At 64.0% G+C, this 19,671-nt stretch carries 19 protein-coding genes; 12 read left to right on the plus strand and 7 right to left on the minus strand.

Features of this window, described 5'->3' with window-relative positions:
- The first annotated feature begins 460 nt into the window (after positions 1-460).
- The 7 genes from kdpF to AC56QP_RS24195 all read left to right on the plus strand — a co-directional run bounded on the left by kdpF (position 461) and on the right by AC56QP_RS24195 (position 8,718).
- Entirely contained in the window at positions 461-550 is a 90-nt protein-coding gene (gene kdpF, locus AC56QP_RS24165) for a K(+)-transporting ATPase subunit F (protein WP_091577964.1), read from the plus strand.
- Positions 551-579: 29 nt separating this feature from the next.
- The gene (gene kdpA / locus AC56QP_RS24170) at positions 580-2,283 is read left to right on the plus strand and encodes a potassium-transporting ATPase subunit KdpA (RefSeq protein ID WP_489863180.1); all 1,704 of its coding nucleotides are present in this window, start codon (positions 580-582) and stop codon (positions 2,281-2,283) included.
- A gap of 7 nt (positions 2,284-2,290) precedes the next feature.
- Positions 2,291-2,506, plus strand: a complete 216-nt coding sequence (locus AC56QP_RS24175) for a hypothetical protein (protein ID WP_489863179.1) — start codon at positions 2,291-2,293, stop codon at positions 2,504-2,506.
- The gene (gene kdpB, locus AC56QP_RS24180) at positions 2,503-4,596 is read left to right on the plus strand and encodes a potassium-transporting ATPase subunit KdpB (protein ID WP_489863178.1); all 2,094 of its coding nucleotides are present in this window, start codon (positions 2,503-2,505) and stop codon (positions 4,594-4,596) included. The genes AC56QP_RS24175 and kdpB overlap by 4 nt, the downstream gene beginning before the upstream one ends.
- 73 nt (positions 4,597-4,669) lie before the next feature.
- Positions 4,670-5,236, plus strand: coding sequence for a potassium-transporting ATPase subunit KdpC (kdpC, locus tag AC56QP_RS24185; RefSeq protein ID WP_489863177.1), 567 nt, complete (start codon positions 4,670-4,672; stop codon positions 5,234-5,236).
- A gap of 57 nt (positions 5,237-5,293) precedes the next feature.
- Entirely contained in the window at positions 5,294-8,029 is a 2,736-nt protein-coding gene (locus AC56QP_RS24190; protein ID WP_489863176.1) for a DUF4118 domain-containing protein, read from the plus strand.
- The gene (locus AC56QP_RS24195; RefSeq protein ID WP_489863175.1) at positions 8,026-8,718 is read left to right on the plus strand and encodes a response regulator transcription factor; all 693 of its coding nucleotides are present in this window, start codon (positions 8,026-8,028) and stop codon (positions 8,716-8,718) included. Before AC56QP_RS24190 ends, AC56QP_RS24195 begins: the two co-directional genes overlap by 4 nt.
- Positions 8,719-8,852: 134 nt before the next feature.
- On the opposite strand, the gene AC56QP_RS24200 is transcribed toward AC56QP_RS24195, so the two are convergent.
- The 7 genes from AC56QP_RS24200 to AC56QP_RS24230 form a co-directional block, all read right to left on the minus strand.
- On the minus strand, positions 8,853-10,289 hold the full coding sequence (locus AC56QP_RS24200) for an MFS transporter (RefSeq protein WP_489863174.1): 1,437 nt from the start codon (positions 10,287-10,289) through the stop codon (positions 8,853-8,855).
- 204 nt (positions 10,290-10,493) lie between these two features.
- Positions 10,494-10,976, minus strand: a complete 483-nt coding sequence (locus AC56QP_RS24205) for a DUF992 domain-containing protein (RefSeq protein WP_489863173.1) — start codon at positions 10,974-10,976, stop codon at positions 10,494-10,496.
- A gap of 91 nt (positions 10,977-11,067) precedes the next feature.
- Entirely contained in the window at positions 11,068-11,544 is a 477-nt protein-coding gene (locus AC56QP_RS24210; protein WP_256751411.1) for a DUF992 domain-containing protein, read from the minus strand.
- A 217-nt stretch (positions 11,545-11,761) separates the two neighbouring features.
- Positions 11,762-12,604: a tetratricopeptide repeat protein gene (locus tag AC56QP_RS24215; RefSeq protein ID WP_489863172.1), complete on the minus strand. Its 843-nt coding sequence runs from the start codon at positions 12,602-12,604 to the stop codon at positions 11,762-11,764.
- A 140-nt stretch (positions 12,605-12,744) separates the two neighbouring features.
- The gene (gene rpsU, locus AC56QP_RS24220; RefSeq protein ID WP_023810129.1) at positions 12,745-13,023 is read right to left on the minus strand and encodes a 30S ribosomal protein S21; all 279 of its coding nucleotides are present in this window, start codon (positions 13,021-13,023) and stop codon (positions 12,745-12,747) included.
- Between the two features lie 180 nt (positions 13,024-13,203).
- Complete coding sequence (locus AC56QP_RS24225; protein ID WP_091577946.1) at positions 13,204-13,590, minus strand: SET domain-containing protein; 387 nt, start codon at positions 13,588-13,590, stop codon at positions 13,204-13,206.
- A gap of 123 nt (positions 13,591-13,713) precedes the next feature.
- The gene (locus tag AC56QP_RS24230; RefSeq protein WP_489863723.1) at positions 13,714-13,845 is read right to left on the minus strand and encodes a hypothetical protein; all 132 of its coding nucleotides are present in this window, start codon (positions 13,843-13,845) and stop codon (positions 13,714-13,716) included.
- A 244-nt stretch (positions 13,846-14,089) separates the two neighbouring features.
- Between AC56QP_RS24230 and AC56QP_RS24235 the strand changes: the two genes are divergently transcribed.
- The 5 genes from AC56QP_RS24235 to AC56QP_RS24255 are packed head-to-tail and all read left to right on the plus strand — an operon-like array spanning position 14,090 to position 19,655.
- On the plus strand, positions 14,090-15,343 hold the full coding sequence (locus tag AC56QP_RS24235) for a sarcosine oxidase subunit beta (protein ID WP_489863171.1): 1,254 nt from the start codon (positions 14,090-14,092) through the stop codon (positions 15,341-15,343).
- Positions 15,343-15,765 (plus strand): hypothetical protein, encoded by a 423-nt coding sequence (locus AC56QP_RS24240; protein WP_489863170.1) that lies wholly within the window; start codon positions 15,343-15,345, stop codon positions 15,763-15,765. The genes AC56QP_RS24235 and AC56QP_RS24240 overlap by 1 nt, the downstream gene beginning before the upstream one ends.
- A gap of 11 nt (positions 15,766-15,776) precedes the next feature.
- Positions 15,777-16,088, plus strand: a complete 312-nt coding sequence (locus AC56QP_RS24245; RefSeq protein WP_489863169.1) for a sarcosine oxidase subunit delta — start codon at positions 15,777-15,779, stop codon at positions 16,086-16,088.
- Positions 16,085-19,078, plus strand: coding sequence for a sarcosine oxidase subunit alpha (locus AC56QP_RS24250; RefSeq protein ID WP_489863168.1), 2,994 nt, complete (start codon positions 16,085-16,087; stop codon positions 19,076-19,078). Before AC56QP_RS24245 ends, AC56QP_RS24250 begins: the two co-directional genes overlap by 4 nt.
- Positions 19,071-19,655 carry a sarcosine oxidase subunit gamma gene (locus AC56QP_RS24255; RefSeq protein ID WP_489863167.1) on the plus strand — a complete coding sequence of 195 codons (585 nt, stop codon included), beginning with the start codon at positions 19,071-19,073 and terminating at the stop codon, positions 19,653-19,655. The genes AC56QP_RS24250 and AC56QP_RS24255 overlap by 8 nt, the downstream gene beginning before the upstream one ends.
- Positions 19,656-19,671 lie beyond the last annotated feature (16 nt).

The raw sequence follows: 19,671 nt of genomic DNA on the forward strand, positions 1-19,671 counted from the left end.
TGGGATAGCTTTGCCGTCTTGTCCCAAGTCAGCCGGATCCGGGGCAGCTAGTTGCGGCAGCCATCCGAGCTTGCGTCATCTTGCCTGCCGGCTAAGTCCATGCGCGGTTTCGATTAAACGGGGCCCTGCAGAGCGCTGAATTTCACGCTGACGGGTGGGGGTCGGAATAGTGAAAAACCTTTATAAAATTCCTATTTCTTTCCGCCCCGCGCCGTCTCGAATCTTTATGGCGTTTTGATGCATATCATACACGGAAGCGTATATCTCGATCACCTTGTCATAGGTGACGGAATGCCTTTCGTATGATTTCGATCCTGCCGAACTCGGGTGCCAAGCACAAAACAAAAATAAGGAAAATGCACGATGGACATCGTCGTTCTCGGGATAGGGGTTTTGTTTTTCGCCCTGTCCTTCGCCTACATCAAAGCCTGCGACATTCTTTAAGCCGGAGGATCGAAACATGTTTCTCGACTATATCCTCGGCGGCGGTGTGACCTTGTTCCTGCTCGCCTACCTGACATACGCCCTCGTTCGCCCAGAACGCTTCTGACGGCAACTGGTGCAAGGAAAGCTACAGCCATGACTCTCACTGGATGGATACAGATCCTCGCCTACTGCGTGGTCGTCGTTCTGCTCGTGAAGCCGCTCGGCGGCTACATGTATCGCGTTTTCAACGGCGACCGCACATTGCTCTCGCCGATCCTCGGGCCCCTCGAACGCGGGCTTTATCGCATTTCGGGAACCAGCGAGCGCGAAGAGCAGCACTGGACCACTTACGCGGCAGGCATCATGTTCTTCAGCCTGGCCAGCTTCCTGGTGCTCTATGTCATGCAACGGCTGCAGGGCGTGCTGCCCTATAATCCGGCCGGCATGACGGCAGTGGAGCCGAACCTCGCCTTCAACACCGCCGTCAGCTTTCCGACCAACACCAACTGGCAAAACTATGGCGGCGAGGGCACGATGTCCTACCTCGTGCAGATGGCCGGCCTCGCGGTGCAGAACTTCATGTCCGCGGCCGTCGGCATCGCCATCGCGGTCGCGCTGATCCGTGGCTTTGCCCGCGCGTCGGTCAAGTCGATCGGCAATTTCTGGGTCGATATGACCCGCTGCACGCTCTACATCCTCCTGCCGCTCTGCATCGTGCTGACCCTTGTCTATGTCTGGCTCGGCGTACCGCAGACACTCGGCCCTTACGTCAGCGCCACGACGCTGGAAGGCGCGCAGCAGACGATCGCGGTTGGTCCCGTCGCCTCGCAGCTCGCCATCAAGATGCTCGGCACCAATGGCGGCGGCTTCTTCAACGCCAATTCGGCGCATCCTTTCGAAAACCCCGACGCGATCTCCAATTTCATCCAGATGGTCACGATCTTCGCCCTCGGCGCGGCGCTGACCAATGTGTTCGGCCGCATGGTCGGCAACCAGCGCCAGGGCTGGGCGATCCTGGCGGCGATGGGCGTGCTGTTCATCGCCGGCGTCGCCATCTGCTACTGGGCGGAAGCGTCAGGCAATCCGCTCGTCCATGCCCTTGGCATCGACGGCGGCAACATGGAAGGCAAGGAGAGCCGCTTCGGCATCGCCCTGTCGGCGTTGTTCGCGGTCATCACGACGGCTGCGTCCTGCGGCGCGGTCAACGCCATGCATGACAGCTTCACCGCGCTCGGCGGCTTCATCCCGATCATCAACATGCAGCTCGGCGAGGTCATCGTCGGCGGTGTCGGCGCCGGTTTCTACGGCATCCTGATGTTCATCGTGGTTGCCGTCTTCGTCGCCGGCCTGATGGTCGGCCGCACGCCCGAATATCTCGGCAAGAAGATCGAGGCCAAGGAGGTCAAGATGGCGATGCTGGCCATCCTGTGCCTGCCGCTGGCGATGCTGACCTTCACGGCAATAGCGGTCGTCCTGCCGACCGGCGTCGCCTCCATCGCCAATGGCGGCCCGCACGGCTTCTCCGAGGTTCTCTATGCCTACACCTCGGCGGCGGCGAACAACGGCTCGGCCTTTGGCGGCCTGAGCGGCAACACGCCCTGGTACAACATCACGCTCGGTATCACCATGCTGATGGGCCGGTTCCTGGTCATCATCCCGGCCTTGGCGATCGCCGGCTCGCTGGTGGCGAAGAAGACGGTCCCGGCCTCGGCCGGCACCTTCCCGACCGACGGTCCGCTGTTCGTCGGGCTGCTGGTCGGCGTCATCCTGATCGTCGTCGGCCTCACCTTCTTCCCGGCGCTGGCGATCGGGCCGATCGTCGAACACCTGGCCATGATCCATGGGCAAACCTTCTGAGGCCGCCATGTCCCGGTTCAACATCATGCGACGCAACGTTGAGCGTCGGACCGACAAGGAGGGGGAGACAATCTCCCCTCCCTTTCCGACCATATCCACATTCCTGGGCATCGCGGCCGTCATGATCGTGATCTGGCTGCTGGTCTACGGGCCGCCGCATCTTCATTCGGCATCCGATCGATCGGTGCCTGCCAACAACATCGATACTGGAGCCAACAAATGAGCCAGTCCAAATCCGCGGTCATCATGGATGCCCGCATCTTGTGGCCTGCCATCGGTGGCGCCTTCAGGAAACTGAACCCGCGCACGCTGATCAGGAACCCGGTGATGTTCGTCGTCGCCGTCGTCTCGGCGCTGACCACTGTCCTGTTCGTCAGGGATCTCGTCACCGGCGGCGGCGATTTCAGCTTTACGCTGCAGATCATCATCTGGCTGTGGTTCACCGTGCTGTTCGCCAATTTCGCCGAAGCGGTCGCCGAGGGCCGCGGCAAGGCGCAGGCCGACTCGTTGCGCAAGGCGCGCACCGAGACCCAGGCCAAGCTGCTGGCCGGCGAGGACCGCGCCAAGTTCAAGCTCGTGCCCGGCACCAGCCTGAAGGTCGGTGACGTCGTCCTTGTCGAAGCCGGAGACATCATCCCGTCGGACGGCGAAGTGATCGAAGGCGTCGCCTCGGTCAACGAAGCCGCGATCACCGGTGAATCGGCACCCGTCATCCGTGAATCCGGTGGCGACCGCTCGGCGGTCACCGGCGGCACGCAAGTGCTGTCCGACTGGATCCGCGTGCGCATCACGGCGGCTTCCGGCCACACCTTCCTCGACCGCATGATCTCGCTGGTCGAAGGGGCGCAGCGCCAGAAGACGCCGAACGAGATCGCGCTCAACATCCTGCTCGTCGGCATGACGCTGATCTTCGTACTGGCCACCGCGACGATCCCGAGCTTTGCCTCCTATTCGGGCGGCTACATCTCGGTGACCGTGCTGGTCGCCCTGTTCGTGACGCTGATCCCGACCACCATCGGCGCGCTGCTGTCGGCCATCGGCATCGCCGGCATGGACCGGCTGGTGCGCTTCAACGTGCTGGCCATGTCGGGCCGTGCCGTCGAGGCGGCGGGCGACGTCGACACGCTGCTGCTCGACAAGACCGGCACGATCACGCTCGGCAACCGTCAGGCGACCGAGTTCCGCCCGGTCAAGGGCGTCACCGAACAGGAACTGGCCGACGCGGCCCAGCTTGCCTCGCTCGCCGACGAAACGCCGGAGGGCCGCTCGATCGTCGTCCTGGCAAAGGAGAAATACGGCATCCGCGCCCGCGACATGGCAACGCTGCACGCGACCTTCGTTCCCTTCACCGCGCAGACCCGCATGAGCGGCGTCGACATCGACGGCTCGTCGGTCCGCAAGGGCGCCGTCGATTCCGTGCTTGCCCATGTCAATCAGTCGACGGTGGCCGCCCACGGGACCCGCCCCGGCAGCGACACCGTCAGGGATCTCCAGGCGATCGCCGACGAGATTGGCAAGTCTGGCGGCACGCCGCTGGCGGTCGAGCGCGACGGGCGCCTGCTCGGCGTCGTCCACCTCAAGGACATCGTCAAGGGCGGCATCAGGGAGCGCTTCGCCGAGCTGCGCAAGATGGGTATCCGCACGGTGATGATCACCGGCGACAATCCGATGACGGCGGCGGCGATCGCGGCGGAAGCCGGCGTCGACGATTTCCTCGCCCAGGCCACGCCCGAGGACAAGCTGAAGCTCATCCGCGACGAACAGGCCAAGGGCAAGCTGGTCGCCATGTGCGGCGACGGCACCAACGATGCGCCCGCCCTTGCCCAGGCCGATGTCGGCGTCGCCATGAACACCGGCACGGTCGCCGCGCGCGAGGCCGGCAACATGGTCGACCTCGACAGCGATCCGACCAAGCTCATCGAGATCGTCGAGATCGGCAAGGCGCTGCTGATGACGCGCGGCTCGCTGACGACCTTCTCGATCGCCAATGACGTTGCCAAGTATTTTGCCATCATCCCGGCGATGTTCGCGGTCTTCTACGTCGCGCCGGGACAGACGACCGGCCCGCTGCAGGCGCTCAACATCATGCATCTGGGCACGCCGCAGAGCGCCATCCTGTCGGCCATCATCTTCAACGCGCTGATCATCATCGCGCTGATCCCGTTGTCGCTGAAAGGCGTAAAATATCGTGCCATCGGCGCCGGCGCGCTGCTCCGCCGCAACCTGCTCGTCTACGGCCTCGGCGGCATCGTCGTCCCCTTCGTCGGCATCAAGGCGATCGACATGATCGTCACCGCCCTCGGCCTCGCTTAACTCATTGTTTTAACGCAATTCCGGACGGAAACCGTTTCAAACTTTTCCTGGAATTGCTCTGAGGAATATGTCCATGCTCACCCAGATACGACCCGCGATCATCATGATCGTCTTCTTCACGGTCCTGACGGGCCTGATCTATCCGATCGGCATGACCGGCATCGCCCAGGCGCTGTTCCCGCGCCAGGCCAATGGCAGCCTGATCGACAAGGACGGCAAGGTCATCGGCTCCGAGTTGATCGGCCAGGGCTTTGCCAGCGAGAAGTATTTCCATGGCCGGCCTTCGGCGGCCGGCAGCAACGGCTACGACGCGACCGCCTCCGGCGGTACCAATCTCGGCCCGACCAACCCCAAGCTGATCGACCGCATCAAGAGCGACGCGGAAAAGCTGAAGGCGGAGAATCCGAACCAGCCTGTTCCTATGGACCTGGTGACGACGTCCGGTAGCGGGCTCGATCCGCATATCAGCCCGGAGGCCGCCTATTTCCAGGTGCCCCGCGTCGCCAAGGCGAGGGGGATCGATGAAGCCAAGGTCAAGGCGCTTGTCGACAGCCAGGTCGAGGGTAGGGAGCTCGGCTTCATGGGAGAACCGGTGGTCAATGTGCTGGCGCTCAACCTAGCGCTGGACGCCGCGAAATAGTGGATGGTAGGGGCCGGGGATCGACAGCATCCCCGGCGCCATCCATGATCGGTTCCGATGGCGGACGACAGAAGCAACGAAACCAGACCTTCCCCGGACGCGCTGCTCGAGCATGCCGAACGCGAGGGGCGCGGCCGTCTGCGAATATTCCTGGGTGCAGCACCGGGCGTCGGCAAGACCTACGAGATGCTGATGTCTGGCCGCGCCAGGCTGGCCGATGGTGTGGACGTGGTGATTGGCGTCGTCGAGACGCATGGCCGCAAGGAGACGCTGGCCCTGGTCGAGGGCTATGAAGTCATTCCCCGCCGCAAGGTCGAATACAAGGGGCGCATCCTCGAGGAGATGGATATCGACGCCATCATCACCCGGCGGCCCGCGCTGGTTCTTGTCGACGAACTCGCCCACACCAACGCGCCTGGCAGCCGCCATCCCAAACGCTACCTCGATGTCCAGGAGATTCTGACCCAGGGCATCGACGTCTACACGACGCTCAACGTCCAGCATGTCGAAAGCCTGAACGATGTCGTCGCCCAGATCACCAAGGTCAGGGTGCGCGAGACGGTTCCCGATTCCATCATCGACCAGGCCGACGATGTCGAGATCATCGATCTCACTCCCGACGACCTGATCAAGCGGCTCGAGGAAGGCAAAGTCTATTTCCCCAACACCGCGCAGCGGGCGATCGAGAACTATTTCTCACCCGGCAATCTGACGGCGCTCAGGGAGCTGGCGCTGCGCCGCACCGCGCAGCGTGTCGACGACCAATTGCTGATCCATATGCAGGCCCACGCCATTCCCGGCCCGTGGGCCGCAGGCGAAAGGGTCCTCGTCTGCGTCGATTCGCGTCCGGGCGGGGCGGCCCGCATTCGCTATGCGCGCAGGCTGGCCGACCGGCTCCGTGCGCCCTGGACGGCGCTTCATGTCGATACGCCTCGCTCGGCAGGCATGTCCGAGGAAGACAAGGACCGGCTCGCGACGAACCTGCGCCTTGCCGAGCAGCTCGGCGCCGAGGTGACGACCATTCCCGGGCAGAACGTCGCGCAGGAGATCGTTCGCCATGCGACGGCGAACAACTTCACCCATATCGTGGTCGGCAGGCCGACCCGGTCGCGCTGGCGGGAATTGATCGAAGGCTCGCTGACCTATGATCTCATCCGCAATGCCGGCGACATCAGCGTCCATGTCATTTCGGGAACCGAACGCAACACCGAGGCAACGTCGAGAAACGTCAAGGCGGCCGACGAGCAGTGGCAGTTCCAGATCCGGCCCTATCTCAAGGCCACGGCCTTTGTCGCCGGCTCGCTCGCCTTCGCCGTCCTGCTCGACCAGTTTCTCGACGTTCGCAACCTGGCGATCATCTTTCTCATCGGGGTGCTGACATCGGCGGTGACCGGCGGTCTCTGGCCGGCACTGTACGCCTGTCTCATCAGCGCCCTTGCCTTCAACTATTTCTTCCTGGAGCCGCGCTACACGCTGACGATCCGGGATCCGGAGAGCATTGTCGCGCTCGGCGTCTTCCTGGTTGTTGCGGTCATCGCCAGCAATCTGACGGCACGCGTGCAGCGCCAGGCGGTCGCCGCCCGCTCACGGGCGCGGGCGACGGAGGACATCTATCTCTTTTCAAAGAAGCTTGCCGGTGCCGGCACGCTCGACGACGTTCTCTGGGCCACCGCCTTCCAGATCGCCTCGATGCTGAAATTGCGCGTGGTGCTGCTCCTGCCGGAAGACGGAACGATCACCGTCAAGGCCGGCTATCCGCCCGACGATACACTGGCGGAGGCCGACATCGCCGCCGCCCGCTGGGCCTGGGAGCACAACCGCGCCGCAGGACGCGGTGCCGACACGCTTCCCGGCGCCAAGCGCCTCTATCTGCCCTTGCGGACAGGGCGCACCGCAATCGGCGTTGTCGGCCTCGACAACGACAAGCAGGGCCCGCTGCTGACGCCCGAGCAACAGCGCCTGCTCGACGCGCTGGCCGATCAGGCAGCGGTCGCTATCGAGCGCATCCAGCTCGTCGCCGACGTCGATCGCGCCAGGCTCGCCGCCGAGGCGGACAGGCTGCGCTCGGCGCTTCTCACCTCGATCTCGCATGACCTGAAGACGCCGCTCGCCGCCATCATGGGTGCTGCAGGTACGCTGCGGGAGTTCGCGCCGGCACTTCCCGAAAATGATCGGGCGGAGTTGCTGACGACCGTGCTCGACGAATCCGAGCGCTTGAACCGCTTCATCGCCAATCTGCTCGACATGACCAAGATCGAATCCGGCGCGATGGAGCCGAACTACGCTTTCCACTATGTCGGCGACATGGTCGGCTCCGCGTTGCAGAGAGCCAAGAAAATCATCGGCGAGCACAAGATCGAGACGGACATCCCTTCGGATCTGCCGATGTTGAAGGTGGACCCCGTCCTGTTCGAGCAAGCGTTGTTCAATCTCCTCGACAATGCGGCAAAATACGCACCCGCCGGATCGACGATCCGCTTGCAGGGCTGGACCGACAACGGTTCCGTCATCTTGCAGCTCATGGATGAAGGGCCGGGCATTCCTCCCGGCGATCTGGAACGGATTTTCGATACCTTCTACCGGGTGCGCAAGCGCGATCAGGTCCGCGCCGGCACCGGGCTTGGGCTGTCGATCTGCCGTGGCTTCATCGAGGCGATGGGCGGCACGATCTCGGCGGCGAACCGCACCGACCGTTCGGGCGCGGTTTTCACCATCAGGATGCCGAGGCCGGCGAATCCGCCGGATCTCGATGCCTCCACTACGGACGACCACGATGTTGGTGACTTTGCATGACAAACTCAAACGTCAGGATACTGGTTGTCGATGACGAACCGCCGATCCGCAAGCTGCTTCGCGTCGGCCTCGGCAGCCAGGGCTATGCGATCAGCGAGGCGCCGAACGCCAGGGTGGCGATCGAATTGATGGAGGCGGAGAAGCCCGATCTCGTCTTGCTCGACCTCGGCCTACCCGGCATGGGCGGCCATGAGCTGTTGCGCAAATGGCGCGACGACGGCCTCGATATACCGGTGGTCATTCTTTCCAGCCGCACTGACGAGGCCGGCATCGTCAACGCACTGGAACTTGGCGCCGACGACTACGTCACCAAGCCTTTCGGCATGAACGAGCTGATCGCTCGCATCCGCGTGGCGCTGCGGCACAAGTTCCAGCAACAGGGCGAGAAGCCGGTGTTCCACACCGGCGACCTCAGCGTCGATCTGGTCAAGCGCATCGTCAAGGTCGAAGGCAAGGACGTAAAGCTGTCGCCAAAGGAATATGACATCCTGCGCATCCTGGTGCAGCATGCCGGCAAGGTCCTGACCCACCATTTCCTGTTGAAGCAGGTCTGGGGCGATTCGACCGACGTGCAATATCTCAGGGTCTATGTCCGGCAGCTGCGGCAGAAGATCGAGAAGACCCCCGACCAACCGCGCTATATCACTACCGAGACTGGTGTCGGCTACCGCTTGCGAGAGGTCGAATGAGCGAGAGTCCATTCGACCTCTCGGGATTCTGTCCTAGAGCAGTTCACCGTTTCACGGAAACGGCAAACCGCTCTAACTCTTTGTTTTGACGCAATTCCGGAAGGAAACCGTTTCACACTTTTCCTGGAATTGCTCTAACTGATAGCCTCCTGCAGCCGGTTTGCCGTCGTCGATGTCCGCAAGGCCGCCAGGCAGCCGACAATGCCGAGCGGCACGAAAGCGAGGAACAGCCAGGTCGCGACATTCGCCGCGGCGTCATGGCTCAGTCCCTCCGAAAAGCCGCTGGCATTGGCGACGATCCCGGCAAGCGCGGCGCCCACGGCATAGCCGATGCGCTGCATGGTTGGCACCGCCGCGGAGGCGATGGTCTGTTCGTCGTGTCGCGCCGACGCCACAATGACGCGCGTGAGGAAGGGCCAGGCGATGCCGAAGCCGCCGCCTTGCAACAAGGCGCACATCAGAATCAGAGGAATGGACCCCACCGGTATCGTATAGGCAAAACCGGCGATGCCGGAGGCGATCATCACCGCGCCGCCGACGATGATCAGCCGTTCGCGCCGCGGCGGCGCATTGGCGACGAGGATCGACAGGATCGACCAGGCGATCGATTCGGCGGCGATGATGTAGCCGGTGGTCAGCAGCGGAATGTCGTGCAGGCTGGTCAGCAGCAGCGGTCCGTAGACGCCGAAGGAGCAGGTCGCCACCGAAAAGGCGGCGACCATGGTCATGCCGGCACCGACCGGCGTGCGCCACGAGAACAGTCGCGCCGGGAAAAGCCGAGAGCGCGGCTTCAGCGCGTCGATATAAAAGAACAGCGCCAGGCCAATGAGGCCGAGGACCATCAGCAGCGAGGAGCGCAGCAAGGCGATGTCGACGCCGGCCGAGGCGATCAGCACCACGGCCATGGCAAGGCAGCCGAGCGCGATGAAGGGGAAGGGCGGTGGCTTGCCGCTGGTCGCCTGCGGCCTTTTTGCCTCGGGCGTGTTGAGGACAATCACGCTGGCCAGGGCCATGGCGGCACCACCGAAGGTGAAGATGCCGAAGGCCCAGCGCCATGACAGGAGTTCGGTCATGATCGCACCGAGCATCGGCCCGCTGAAGGCGGCGACGCCCCAGATCGCCGACATGATGCCGAAGAGCTGCGGCCAGATGGCGCGTGAAAACAGCCGTTCGACCGAGACGAAGGCCAGCGACACCAGCGCGCCGCCGCCAAATCCCTCGATCAGGCGGCCGGCAAGGAACAATTGCATGGAAGGCGAGATGGCGCAGACCAGTGCCCCGGCGGCATAGAGCAGGGCCGCGACCACCATGTTGGTGCGCAGTGCGACATAGCTCACCAGCCGTCCGGCCGCAGCACCAGCGACGATGGCGCCGAGCTCGTAGATCGCCAGCGACCAGCCGACGAGCTGCACGCCGGCCAGTTCTCCGACCATGGCGGGCATGACGGTCGCCACCATCGTCTCATTGGTGGCGTGCAGCAGGATGCCGAGGCTGATGAAACAGAAACGCGCCAGGTCGCCGCTTGCCCACAATGCGCGCCAGTCGACCCTGTTCGTGCTGATTTCGGCCATTCTCGCTTTCCATATCTCGACGCGAGCGCACGACACCAGAAGCCAGTACGGGTTTCCGGCAGGACCATGCGCATCAGCAACGCCCGGCAAGGCGCTGCTCTATTCGGGGCAGGCTTGTAAAACCTCAACCGTGGTTGAGCTCAAGCAGTTTTTTGAGAGCCTGTTCTCGCGGCCGTCTTCCAGGATTGGCGGCCTTTATTGGGGTCAATTCTCGGTGCTGCGCAACTGGAACTGGCTGACGCCGATCGCGAGGTTGATGCCGGTCTGTGTCTGCAGGCTGAGCGGCTGCAAGGTGAAGGCCCGCGAGGAGCCGCCGACCAGCAGATTGGCACCGGCGCCGACGGCGGCCGTCACTTCGGCGCTGGCGCCGACATAGTCTCCAGCCAGCGCGCCCGGCGCGTAGATGTTCTTCAACGGCGTCAGCACCAGCCACTGCATCACCGACTGCTTTGTGGTGCCGATGTCGAGGCCGTATTTGTTGACCGCGCCGAAATAGGCTTCCGGCGCAAAGCTCTTGTCGGCTGGGGTGAAGGTGCAGCTCAAATCCTTGCTCGAGCCGAAGATGAAGCCGGTGCCACCGCCGATGGCGCAATCAAGCGTGCCGAGCTCTATGCCCCGGTCCTGCGCCTGAGCCGCGCCGGCAAGCACGGTTGCGATTATGGCAGCGGCGAAGGCTGTCTTCGGCATGGCGGTCCCCTCAAAAATCAAACGGCGCGGAACCATCCTATCCGGTTCCGCGCCGCAGGGTGAGGGGCATGGAGCACTTGGCTCCATGCATTTACTTGAACGAGTGGATCAGCTCGAGCGAGGTCACGGCGACGGCAAGATTGACGCCGGTCTGTGCCTGGACGCTGAGCGGTTCCAGCATGAAGGCGCTGTTCAGCCCACCGACAAGCAGGTTGGCGCCGCCACCGGTGACAACGCTCGCTTCGGCGTTGACGCCATAGTAGCTGCCGGCGAGATCGCCTGCGTCGCGGTTGCGCGTTGCCGCCAGCACGGCCCAGACGAGCTGTCCCTGATGGGTCTTGCCGACATCGACGCCGATCTTGGAGATGACGCCGGTATACATCTCCGACGGACCGCCATGATGCGGCCTGAAGGTGCAGGACACGCCCTTGTTGGACGCGACGACGTAGCCGGTGCCGCCGTCTATGGTGCAGTCGAGGGTGCCGAGTTGCAGCTTGCCGGCGCTGGCCGGGGCGGCGGCGAATACCGTCGTGGCGAGGGCAGCGGCGCAGGCGAGTTTCTTGATCATGGGTGGGTCCTTTCGCAAATTGCTTCGAAGTAACGGCTTGGATGGCCAGACCGTTCCGCCGAAAACTTGGCGCGAACAAGGCAAGGGCCGGCGACCTGCCGCCGGGGCTAGCTCGCGGTTGCCGGATCGACGGCGATCCGCGGCGCCGCGTGTCCTTTCGAACACGCAAAGACACCGCGGCATTTGGATGGATGCAGGGGCGCTGCTGAAATCGATATCAGCTGACGCGGGCCAGGCCGTCCTTGGCTGGCTGGTAGGTGGGGTCGAGGTGAACGGCTTCGCGATAGGATTTCGCCGCCTTGACCTTGTCGCCGCGCCGCTCGTAGATCAGCGCCTGGTTGGCCCAGGCCTCGGCGTTCTTGCCATCCAGCTTGATGGCCATGTTGAAGTCGGCGAAGGCATTGTCCTCGTCATTCATCGCCAGATAGGAGAGACCGCGGCCGTTGTAGGGCTCGGCGGCATCAGGCGCGAGCGAGATGGCGGTCGAGAAATCCTCGATGGCGAACTTGTGCTGGCCCTGGCTCTGATAGATCAGGCCGCGATTGTGGTAGGCACGGGCATCGGTCGTGTCGAGCTGGATCGCCTTCTGGAAGTCATTGAAGGCCTCCTGGGTGCGGCCCGCCTTGCGATAGAGATTGCCACGGCCGATATAGGCGGCGTCATAATTGCCGTTGATCTGGATCGAGCGGTTGTAATCGTCGAGCGCGGCCGCCTGGTTACCGAGGAAGCGCTGGATGAGCGCGCGGTTGGAATAGGCCTGGAAGAAATTCGGGTTGAGCTGGATCGCGGTGTTGAAATCCTTGAGCGCCGCCTGGTACTGGCCGCCCCGGCCATAGGCGGAGCCGCGCACATTGTAGCCTTCGGGATCCTGGGGATTGCGCTGGATCACCGCCGACAGCGAGGAGATGTTCTCGCTCGACCCCTGCGCCTTGTCGATGTTGTTGAATTCGCCGGTCGGGCCAGCTGTCTGGCAGCCGGCAAGCGCCAGGCCGGAAAGCAGGGCTGCCGTCAGGGCGAAACCACGCAATGCGGTCCCGCGCTCCACGCTTGTTGCGTTCATGTCTGCCCTGTCCTCACTTGTGCCGCGTCGTTCAGGTCCGGTTCCCCCCTCCGGGCCGGGTCACAATCAAAACAAAAAGGTGGCGGCGATTCCACATCGCGCCACCTTGGATATCCTTGGAAAAGGACGAAAAATTGGCGTTAGAACCGCGGCGGACGCGGAGCACCACCTGCACCGCCGGCAGCACCAGCGGCAACCGGGCGAGGCGTCATCGGCAGCAGGCCTTCGCGCTGTGCGCGCTTGCGGGCCAGCTTGCGGGCGCGGCGCACGGCTTCCGCCTTTTCACGGGCGCGCTTCTCGGAAGGCTTCTCGTAGTGACCGCGCATCTTCATTTCGCGGAAAATGCCTTCACGCTGCATCTTCTTCTTGAGAGCGCGAAGCGCCTGATCAACATTGTTGTCGCGGACGAGTACCTGCACGGGCAATCCTGTCTTTCGGGTTTGATATCAACAGGCAAGCGGACATAGCCACTAGCCTCCGCGGCGATTTACACCACGAATTGTGGCGGCTGATAGCAGAATCATCCCGCGCTGTCCACAGCCGAAATGAACTTGGACGGCCAAACAGCGGCCGGTTTTGCCGCAGGATAAGGGAGCCGGCTACGCCGTGGCCAGGTGAAGCCGCTCGAAATCCTCGAAGAACTCGCCGTAGTCACAGGTGATTTCCTCGCCCGCGGCGATGTCGCGGGTGGCGGTTGCGCCGCCATACTGCGAAAAATCCGTGTTTGGATTTCCAGCATGGTTCATGAAGCGGCCATTGTCGACTTCATAAACCATGAAACCCGGCCGGTCGGGGCTCGGATAGGCATAGCGGTCGAGCAATTCCCTGAGGTGCGGGGGTGCTGCCTCGTATTTCTCCGTCGGCACCAGCCGGTCGAAGTCCGGATCGAGCCGCCAGATCGAGGCGCCTTTCCGGATCGGCTCGGCGGCGAACACGCCGACGCCCTCGATCGCGCTCGCAGCCACATAGGTTCTGATCAGCATCATCGTTCCAGGCCCCGTTTTTCGACAGGAATTCGACAGGAGACGGAATCGCCAAATCGCGCGGAAAAAGCAAGACCGACCGCCTGCGTCACGGCGACGAACAGGCCTGTTCGCCGCAAAAACCCTTCACGTCCGGTTGATCGACACGCCGCCGTCGGCGAACAGCGCGGTTCCGGTGGTGAAGCTCGAGGCGTCCGGGAGGCCCCAACCCGCGATGCCGAGGCCGAGCAAGGCGGCCAGCTCCAGCAGGAAGCGCAATGTCAAATTCCGCCGGGCATTGCCCACAATCTTGCTCCAAAGGTTCGGCAACACGAATAGTGGCCGAGGGCCGTTGCGTCGGCCAGTCCGGATGCGTCTTTTTTGTCGCGGCGCAAAACGGCAAGCGCCGTCGCAAACAGCGCAAGGGTGGAAGCCCGGTTTCGCTAGTGATACACCTCGCGCGCCGGGACCGACTGAACGCCCGGCTGCAATCCGCGAGATCTGTTGGCGCGAGGCTGGGACGTTGAAGAAATATTCGGTATTCGCCATCGCCCGCGAGGCCATGCGCGGCCACAAGGGCTGGGAGGAACAGTGGTCCTCGCCCGAGCCCAAGAAGGAATACGACGTCATCATCGTCGGCGCCGGCGGTCACGGCCTGGCCACCGCCTACTATCTCGCCACGGTCCACGGCATCACCAATGTCGCGGTGCTGGAAAAGGGCTGGCTGGGCGGTGGCAACACCGGCCGCAACACCACCATCATCCGCTCCAACTATCTCTATGACGAGAGCGCCGGCATCTACGACCATGCGCTGAAGCTGTGGGACGGGCTCAGCCAGGAGCTCAACTACAACGTCATGTATTCGGCGCGCGGCGTCATGATGCTGGCCCACAACGTGCACGACGTGCAGGTGCTGAAGCGCCATGTCCACGCCAACCGGCTGAACGGCATCGACAATGAATGGCTGTCGCCGGAGCAGGCGAAGGAATTCTGCCCGCCGCTCAACATCGCCAGGGATGCGCGCTATCCGGTGGTCGGCGCGGCGCTGCAGCGCCGTGGCGGCACGGCGCGCCACGATGCGGTGGCCTGGGGCTATGCGCGCGGCGCTTCGGCGCGCGGCGTGCATATCATCCAGAACTGCGAGGTCACCGGGGTCAAGCGGGCACCGAACGGCGCGGTCATGGGTGTCGACACGACACGCGGCTTTATCGGCGCCAAGAAGGTCGGCGTCGTCGCCGCCGGCCATTCCTCGGTCATCATGAACATGGCCGGCGTGCGCATGCCGCTGGAAAGCTACCCGCTGCAGGCGCTGGTGTCCGAGCCGGTCAAGCCGGTGGTGCCGTGCGTGGTGATGTCGAACACGGTGCACGCCTATATCTCGCAGTCCGACAAGGGCGAGCTGGTGATTGGCGCCGGCACCGACCAGTATGTCTCCTATTCGCAGACCGGCGGCCTGCACATCCTGCAGCACACGCTCGACGCCATCTGCGAGATGTTCCCGATCTTCACGCGCATGAAGATGCTGCGTTCATGGGGTGGTATCGTCGACGTCACGCCTGACCGCTCGCCGATCCTGGCCAAGACGCCGGTGCCCGGCCTCTATGTCAATTGCGGCTGGGGCACGGGCGGCTTCAAGGCAACGCCGGGCTCGGGCCACGTCTTTGCCCACACCATCGCCAGGGATGACCCGCATCCGATCAACGCGCCCTTCACCATCGAACGCTTCCGCACCGGCCGCCTGATCGACGAGGCGGCGGCGGCGGCCGTGGCGCATTGATGATGGCGCAGATGGCTGTCGCGATGCCGCTGATGCTGGCGGGGGAACAGGGCATGTTCCATTTTCCTTCGGCGGACGAAGTGCGCACGCAGCCGATCAGCCGCGTCGGGAACGAGGCCAACTGGCCGTTCTCCGTGGACGACGGCGTGCTCGCCTGCGTGTGGAGCGGCGGCCAGAAGGTGGTCATGTTCCTGGAGAACAGGCCTTCCGATCTTGGCGAGGACGACACATTCGAGCCACGTCGGGTCATCGTCACGACCGATCCGGTGCAACTCACCATCGGCAACATGGCGTATCGCGACCTGTTTCGCCCGGCCGCGAGCGTGGAGGAGCGCATCCGGCTCGTCGCGCCTTTTGCGGCGATGGGCCAGAGGCTTTGCGACCAACCGGCAGGCGCCCGCGTCGGCCACGGCGAATTGTAGGAACGAACACGATGCTTCTCATTCGTTGCCCCTATTGCGAGGAAGAGCGCCCGGAGCTCGAATTCCGAAATGCCGGCGAAGCGCATATCGCGCGCTCGGCCAACATTGCCGGCGAGAGCGACGACGATTTCGAGAAATTCTTCTTCATCCGCTCGAATCCCAAGGGCCTCATCCATGAGCGCTGGCGGCACATGCATGGCTGCGCCCGCTTCTTCAACGCCGTGCGCGACACGGTCACCGACAAGTTCATCATGACCTACAAGGCCGGCGAGCCGAAGCCGTCGAAGCTGCCCAAAAACTCCAACGAAGTGGTTGCCAAATGAGCGGCGCGTTCCGCATTCCCAGCGCCGGCCGCCTCAGCCAGGCGAAGACCGCGCGGTTCAGCTTCGATGGCCAGTCCTACGCCGGCATCGAGGGCGATACGCTGGCTTCGGCGCTGCTCGCCAATGGCGTCCACCTCGTCGGCCGCTCGTTCAAGTACCATCGTCCGCGCGGCATCCTGTCGGCGGGCGCGGAAGAGCCGAACGCGCTGGTCGAGATCAAGCGCGACGCGGCGCGCAAGACGCCGAACGTGCGGGCCACCGTGCAGGAGCTCTATGACGGGCTTGCCGCCCAGTCGCAGAACCGCTGGCCGTCGCTGTCCTTCGATGTCGGCGCGGTCAACGATGTCGCCTCGCCACTGTTTTCCGCTGGCTTCTACTACAAGACCTTCATGTGGCCGAAGGCGGCCTGGAAGAGCCTTTATGAGCCGAAGATCCGCGCAGCGGCCGGTCTTGGCGTTTCCCCGGATCAGCCTGATCCCGATCACTATTCATCGCGCTATGCGCATTGCGACGTGCTGGTACTGGGCGGTGGTGCCGCCGGCATCGCGGCGGCATTGGCCGCGGCCGAGACCGGGGTGCGCGTCATCCTCGCCGACGAGCAGGCCGAGTTCGGCGGCAGCCTGCGTTTCGAAAGCGGCGCCAGGATCGACGGCCAGGACGGTTTTGCCTGGGCTCAAGGTGCGGTGGCGAAGCTCGCCGCCATGGACAATGTCCGCGTGCTCTCGCGCACCACCGCCTTTGGGTACTACGCGCAGAATTTCGTCGGCCTTGTCGAGCGTGTCAGCGATCATCTCAAGACCCCCGGCCGCGAACTGCCGCGCGAGCGGCTTTGGCAGGTTCGCGCCAAGCGCGTCGTGCTGGCCTCCGGCGCCATCGAGCGGCACATGGTGTTCGCCGACAACGACCGGCCAGGCATTATGCTGGCGGGCGCGGCGCGCACCTATCTCAACCACTATGGTGTGGCGGTCGGCAAGAATGTCGGCGTCTACACCGCCAATGATTCGGCTTACGCGGCGGCGATCGACTTGAAGAAGGCCGGCGTCAATGTGGCGGCGATCGTCGATTTGCGCGACAATCCGGCCGGTCCAGTAATCGACGAGGCACGGGCGCTTGGCATCGAGGTCAATTTCGGCCGCGCGGTGATCCGCGCCGGCGGCAAGCTCAGGGTATCGTCGATGACCGTGCAGCCGAAGAATGGCGGCGGCGAACGCACCATTCCTGTCGACGCGATCCTGATGTCGGCCGGCTGGACGCCGTCGGTGCATCTGTTCTCGCAGTCGCGCGGCAAGGTCGCCTTCAACGACGAGACCAAGCGCTTCGTGCCGGGCATTTACGCGCAGGACTGCGTCTCGGTCGGCGCCTGCAATGGCACGGATGGGCTGTCGGCGTCGCTCGACGAGGCCTATGCGGCGGGCGCCAAGGCGGCCAAGGATGCCGGCGCGAAAACCGCCAGGGGCATGAAGCCGAAAGTCGATGCCTCGGAGAGCTGGTCGCGCGGCATGCTGGGCGCCGCTCCCGGCGCCGGGCCGGATACGACGGTGAAAGCCTTTGTCGATTTCCAGAACGACGTCACCGCCAAGGATATCCGCCAGGCGGTGCACGAGGGCATGCGCTCGATCGAGCACGTCAAGCGCTTCACCACCAACGGCATGGCGACAGACCAGGGCAAGACCTCCAACATGCACGGCCTTGCGATTGCCGCCGAGACGCTTGGCAAGCCGATCCCGGAGGTCGGCCTGACCACGTTCCGGGCGCCCTATACGCCGGTGACGTTCGGCGCGATCGTCAGCCACGCGCGCGGTCCGCTGTTCGACCCGACACGCAGAACCGCGATTCATCCGTGGGCCGAAGCCCAGGGTGCGGTGTTCGAGGATGTCGGCCAGTGGAAGCGCGCCTGGTATTTCCCCAAGGCGGGCGAAGACATGCACGCGGCGGTCGACCGCGAGTGTGTGGCGGTTCGTACGACAGCCGGCCTGTTCGATGCCTCGACGCTCGGCAAGATCGAAGTGGTCGGGCCGGACGCGGCCAAGTTCATGGAACTGCTCTACACCAATCCGTGGGAGAAGCTGGAGCCCGGCCGCTGCCGCTATGGCATCATGCTGCGCGAGGACGGCTTCATCTATGATGACGGCGTCGTCGGCCGGCTGGCGCCCGATCGTTTCCATGTGACGACGACGACGGGCGGTGCGCCGCGCGTCATGAACCACATGGAGGATTATCTCCAGACCGAGTTCCCGCATCTCAATGTCTGGCTGACCTCGATCACCGAGCAGTGGGCGGTCATCGCCGTGCAAGGTCCCAAGTCCCGCGATATCATCGCGCCGCTGGTCGAAGGCATCGACATGTCCGACGAGGCGCTGCCGCATATGTCGGTGCGCGAAGGCAAGATCTGCGGCGTGCCGACGCGGCTGTTCCGCATGTCGTTCACCGGCGAGCGCGGCTTCGAAGTCAATGTGCCGGCCGACTACGGCCAGGCCGTATGGGAAGCTTTGTGGGCCGAAGGGCAGAAGCATGGTGCCGCCGCTTACGGCACCGAGGCCATGCACGTGCTGCGCGCCGAAAAGGGCTACATCATCGTCGGCCAGGATACGGACGGCACGGTGACGCCGAACGACGCCGGTCTCGACTGGGCGGTCGGCAAGAAAAAGGCCGATTTCGTCGGCATCCGCGGCATGGCGCGGCCGGACCTGGTGGCCAAGGGCCGCAAGCAACTGGTCGGCCTGAAGACCAAGGACCCGAAGGTGGTGCTCGAAGAAGGCGCGCAGATCGTCGAGGATCCGAAGCAGGCGATCCCGATGAAGATGATTGGCCATGTCACCTCGAGCTACTGGTCGCAAAATTGCGGCCGCTCCATCGCTCTGGCGCTGGTCGCCGGCGGCCGCGACCGCATGGGCGACACGCTCTATGTGCCAATGCCGAACGGGGTGATCGAGGTGGAGGTTACCGGCATGGTGTTCTTCGACGAGACTGGAGGGCGCCTCAATGGTTAAGGCCGCCGTGAAAAAAGCAACAACTGTCGCAACGCCGTCGGTCGAGCGCCGCCCAGCGCTGGCCGGTCGCACCACCTCCGCACCCGCCGTCAAGGTCGAGGTGCTGCCGCCGGCCGAACGCATATCGCTGCGCGCGCCGGAGGCTTCGGTCGCCGCGCTTTCGAAGGCACTCGGCGTGACGTTGCCGAAGAAGCCGAAAACCTCGGCTTCGAAAGCCGGACGGACCGCCCTGTGGCTCGGCCCCGATGAATGGCTGGTGATCGACGAGGCCGGCAACGATCCGCTCGCCGACTGCGCCGGGGTTTCCGCCCTGCACTCGGCTGTCGGCATCTCGCATCGCAACGTCGCGATTGCCGTGACGGGTGCGGGAGCTGCGGCGACGATCAATGCGGGCTGTCCGCAGGACCTGTCGCTTGATGCCTTTCCGGTCGGTGCGTGTTCACGCACCATCCTGGGGAAGACCGAGATCGTGCTGTTGCGCAATGCCGCCGATGCCTTCCGGGTCGAGTGCTGGCGTTCCTTCTCGGACTATGTCTTTACTTTCCTGTCCGAGGGATCGCGGGACGCAGCGGTCTGAACTCGGAACGTTTTGC

The organism is Mesorhizobium sp. RCAM 05104 (genome assembly GCF_059683645.1).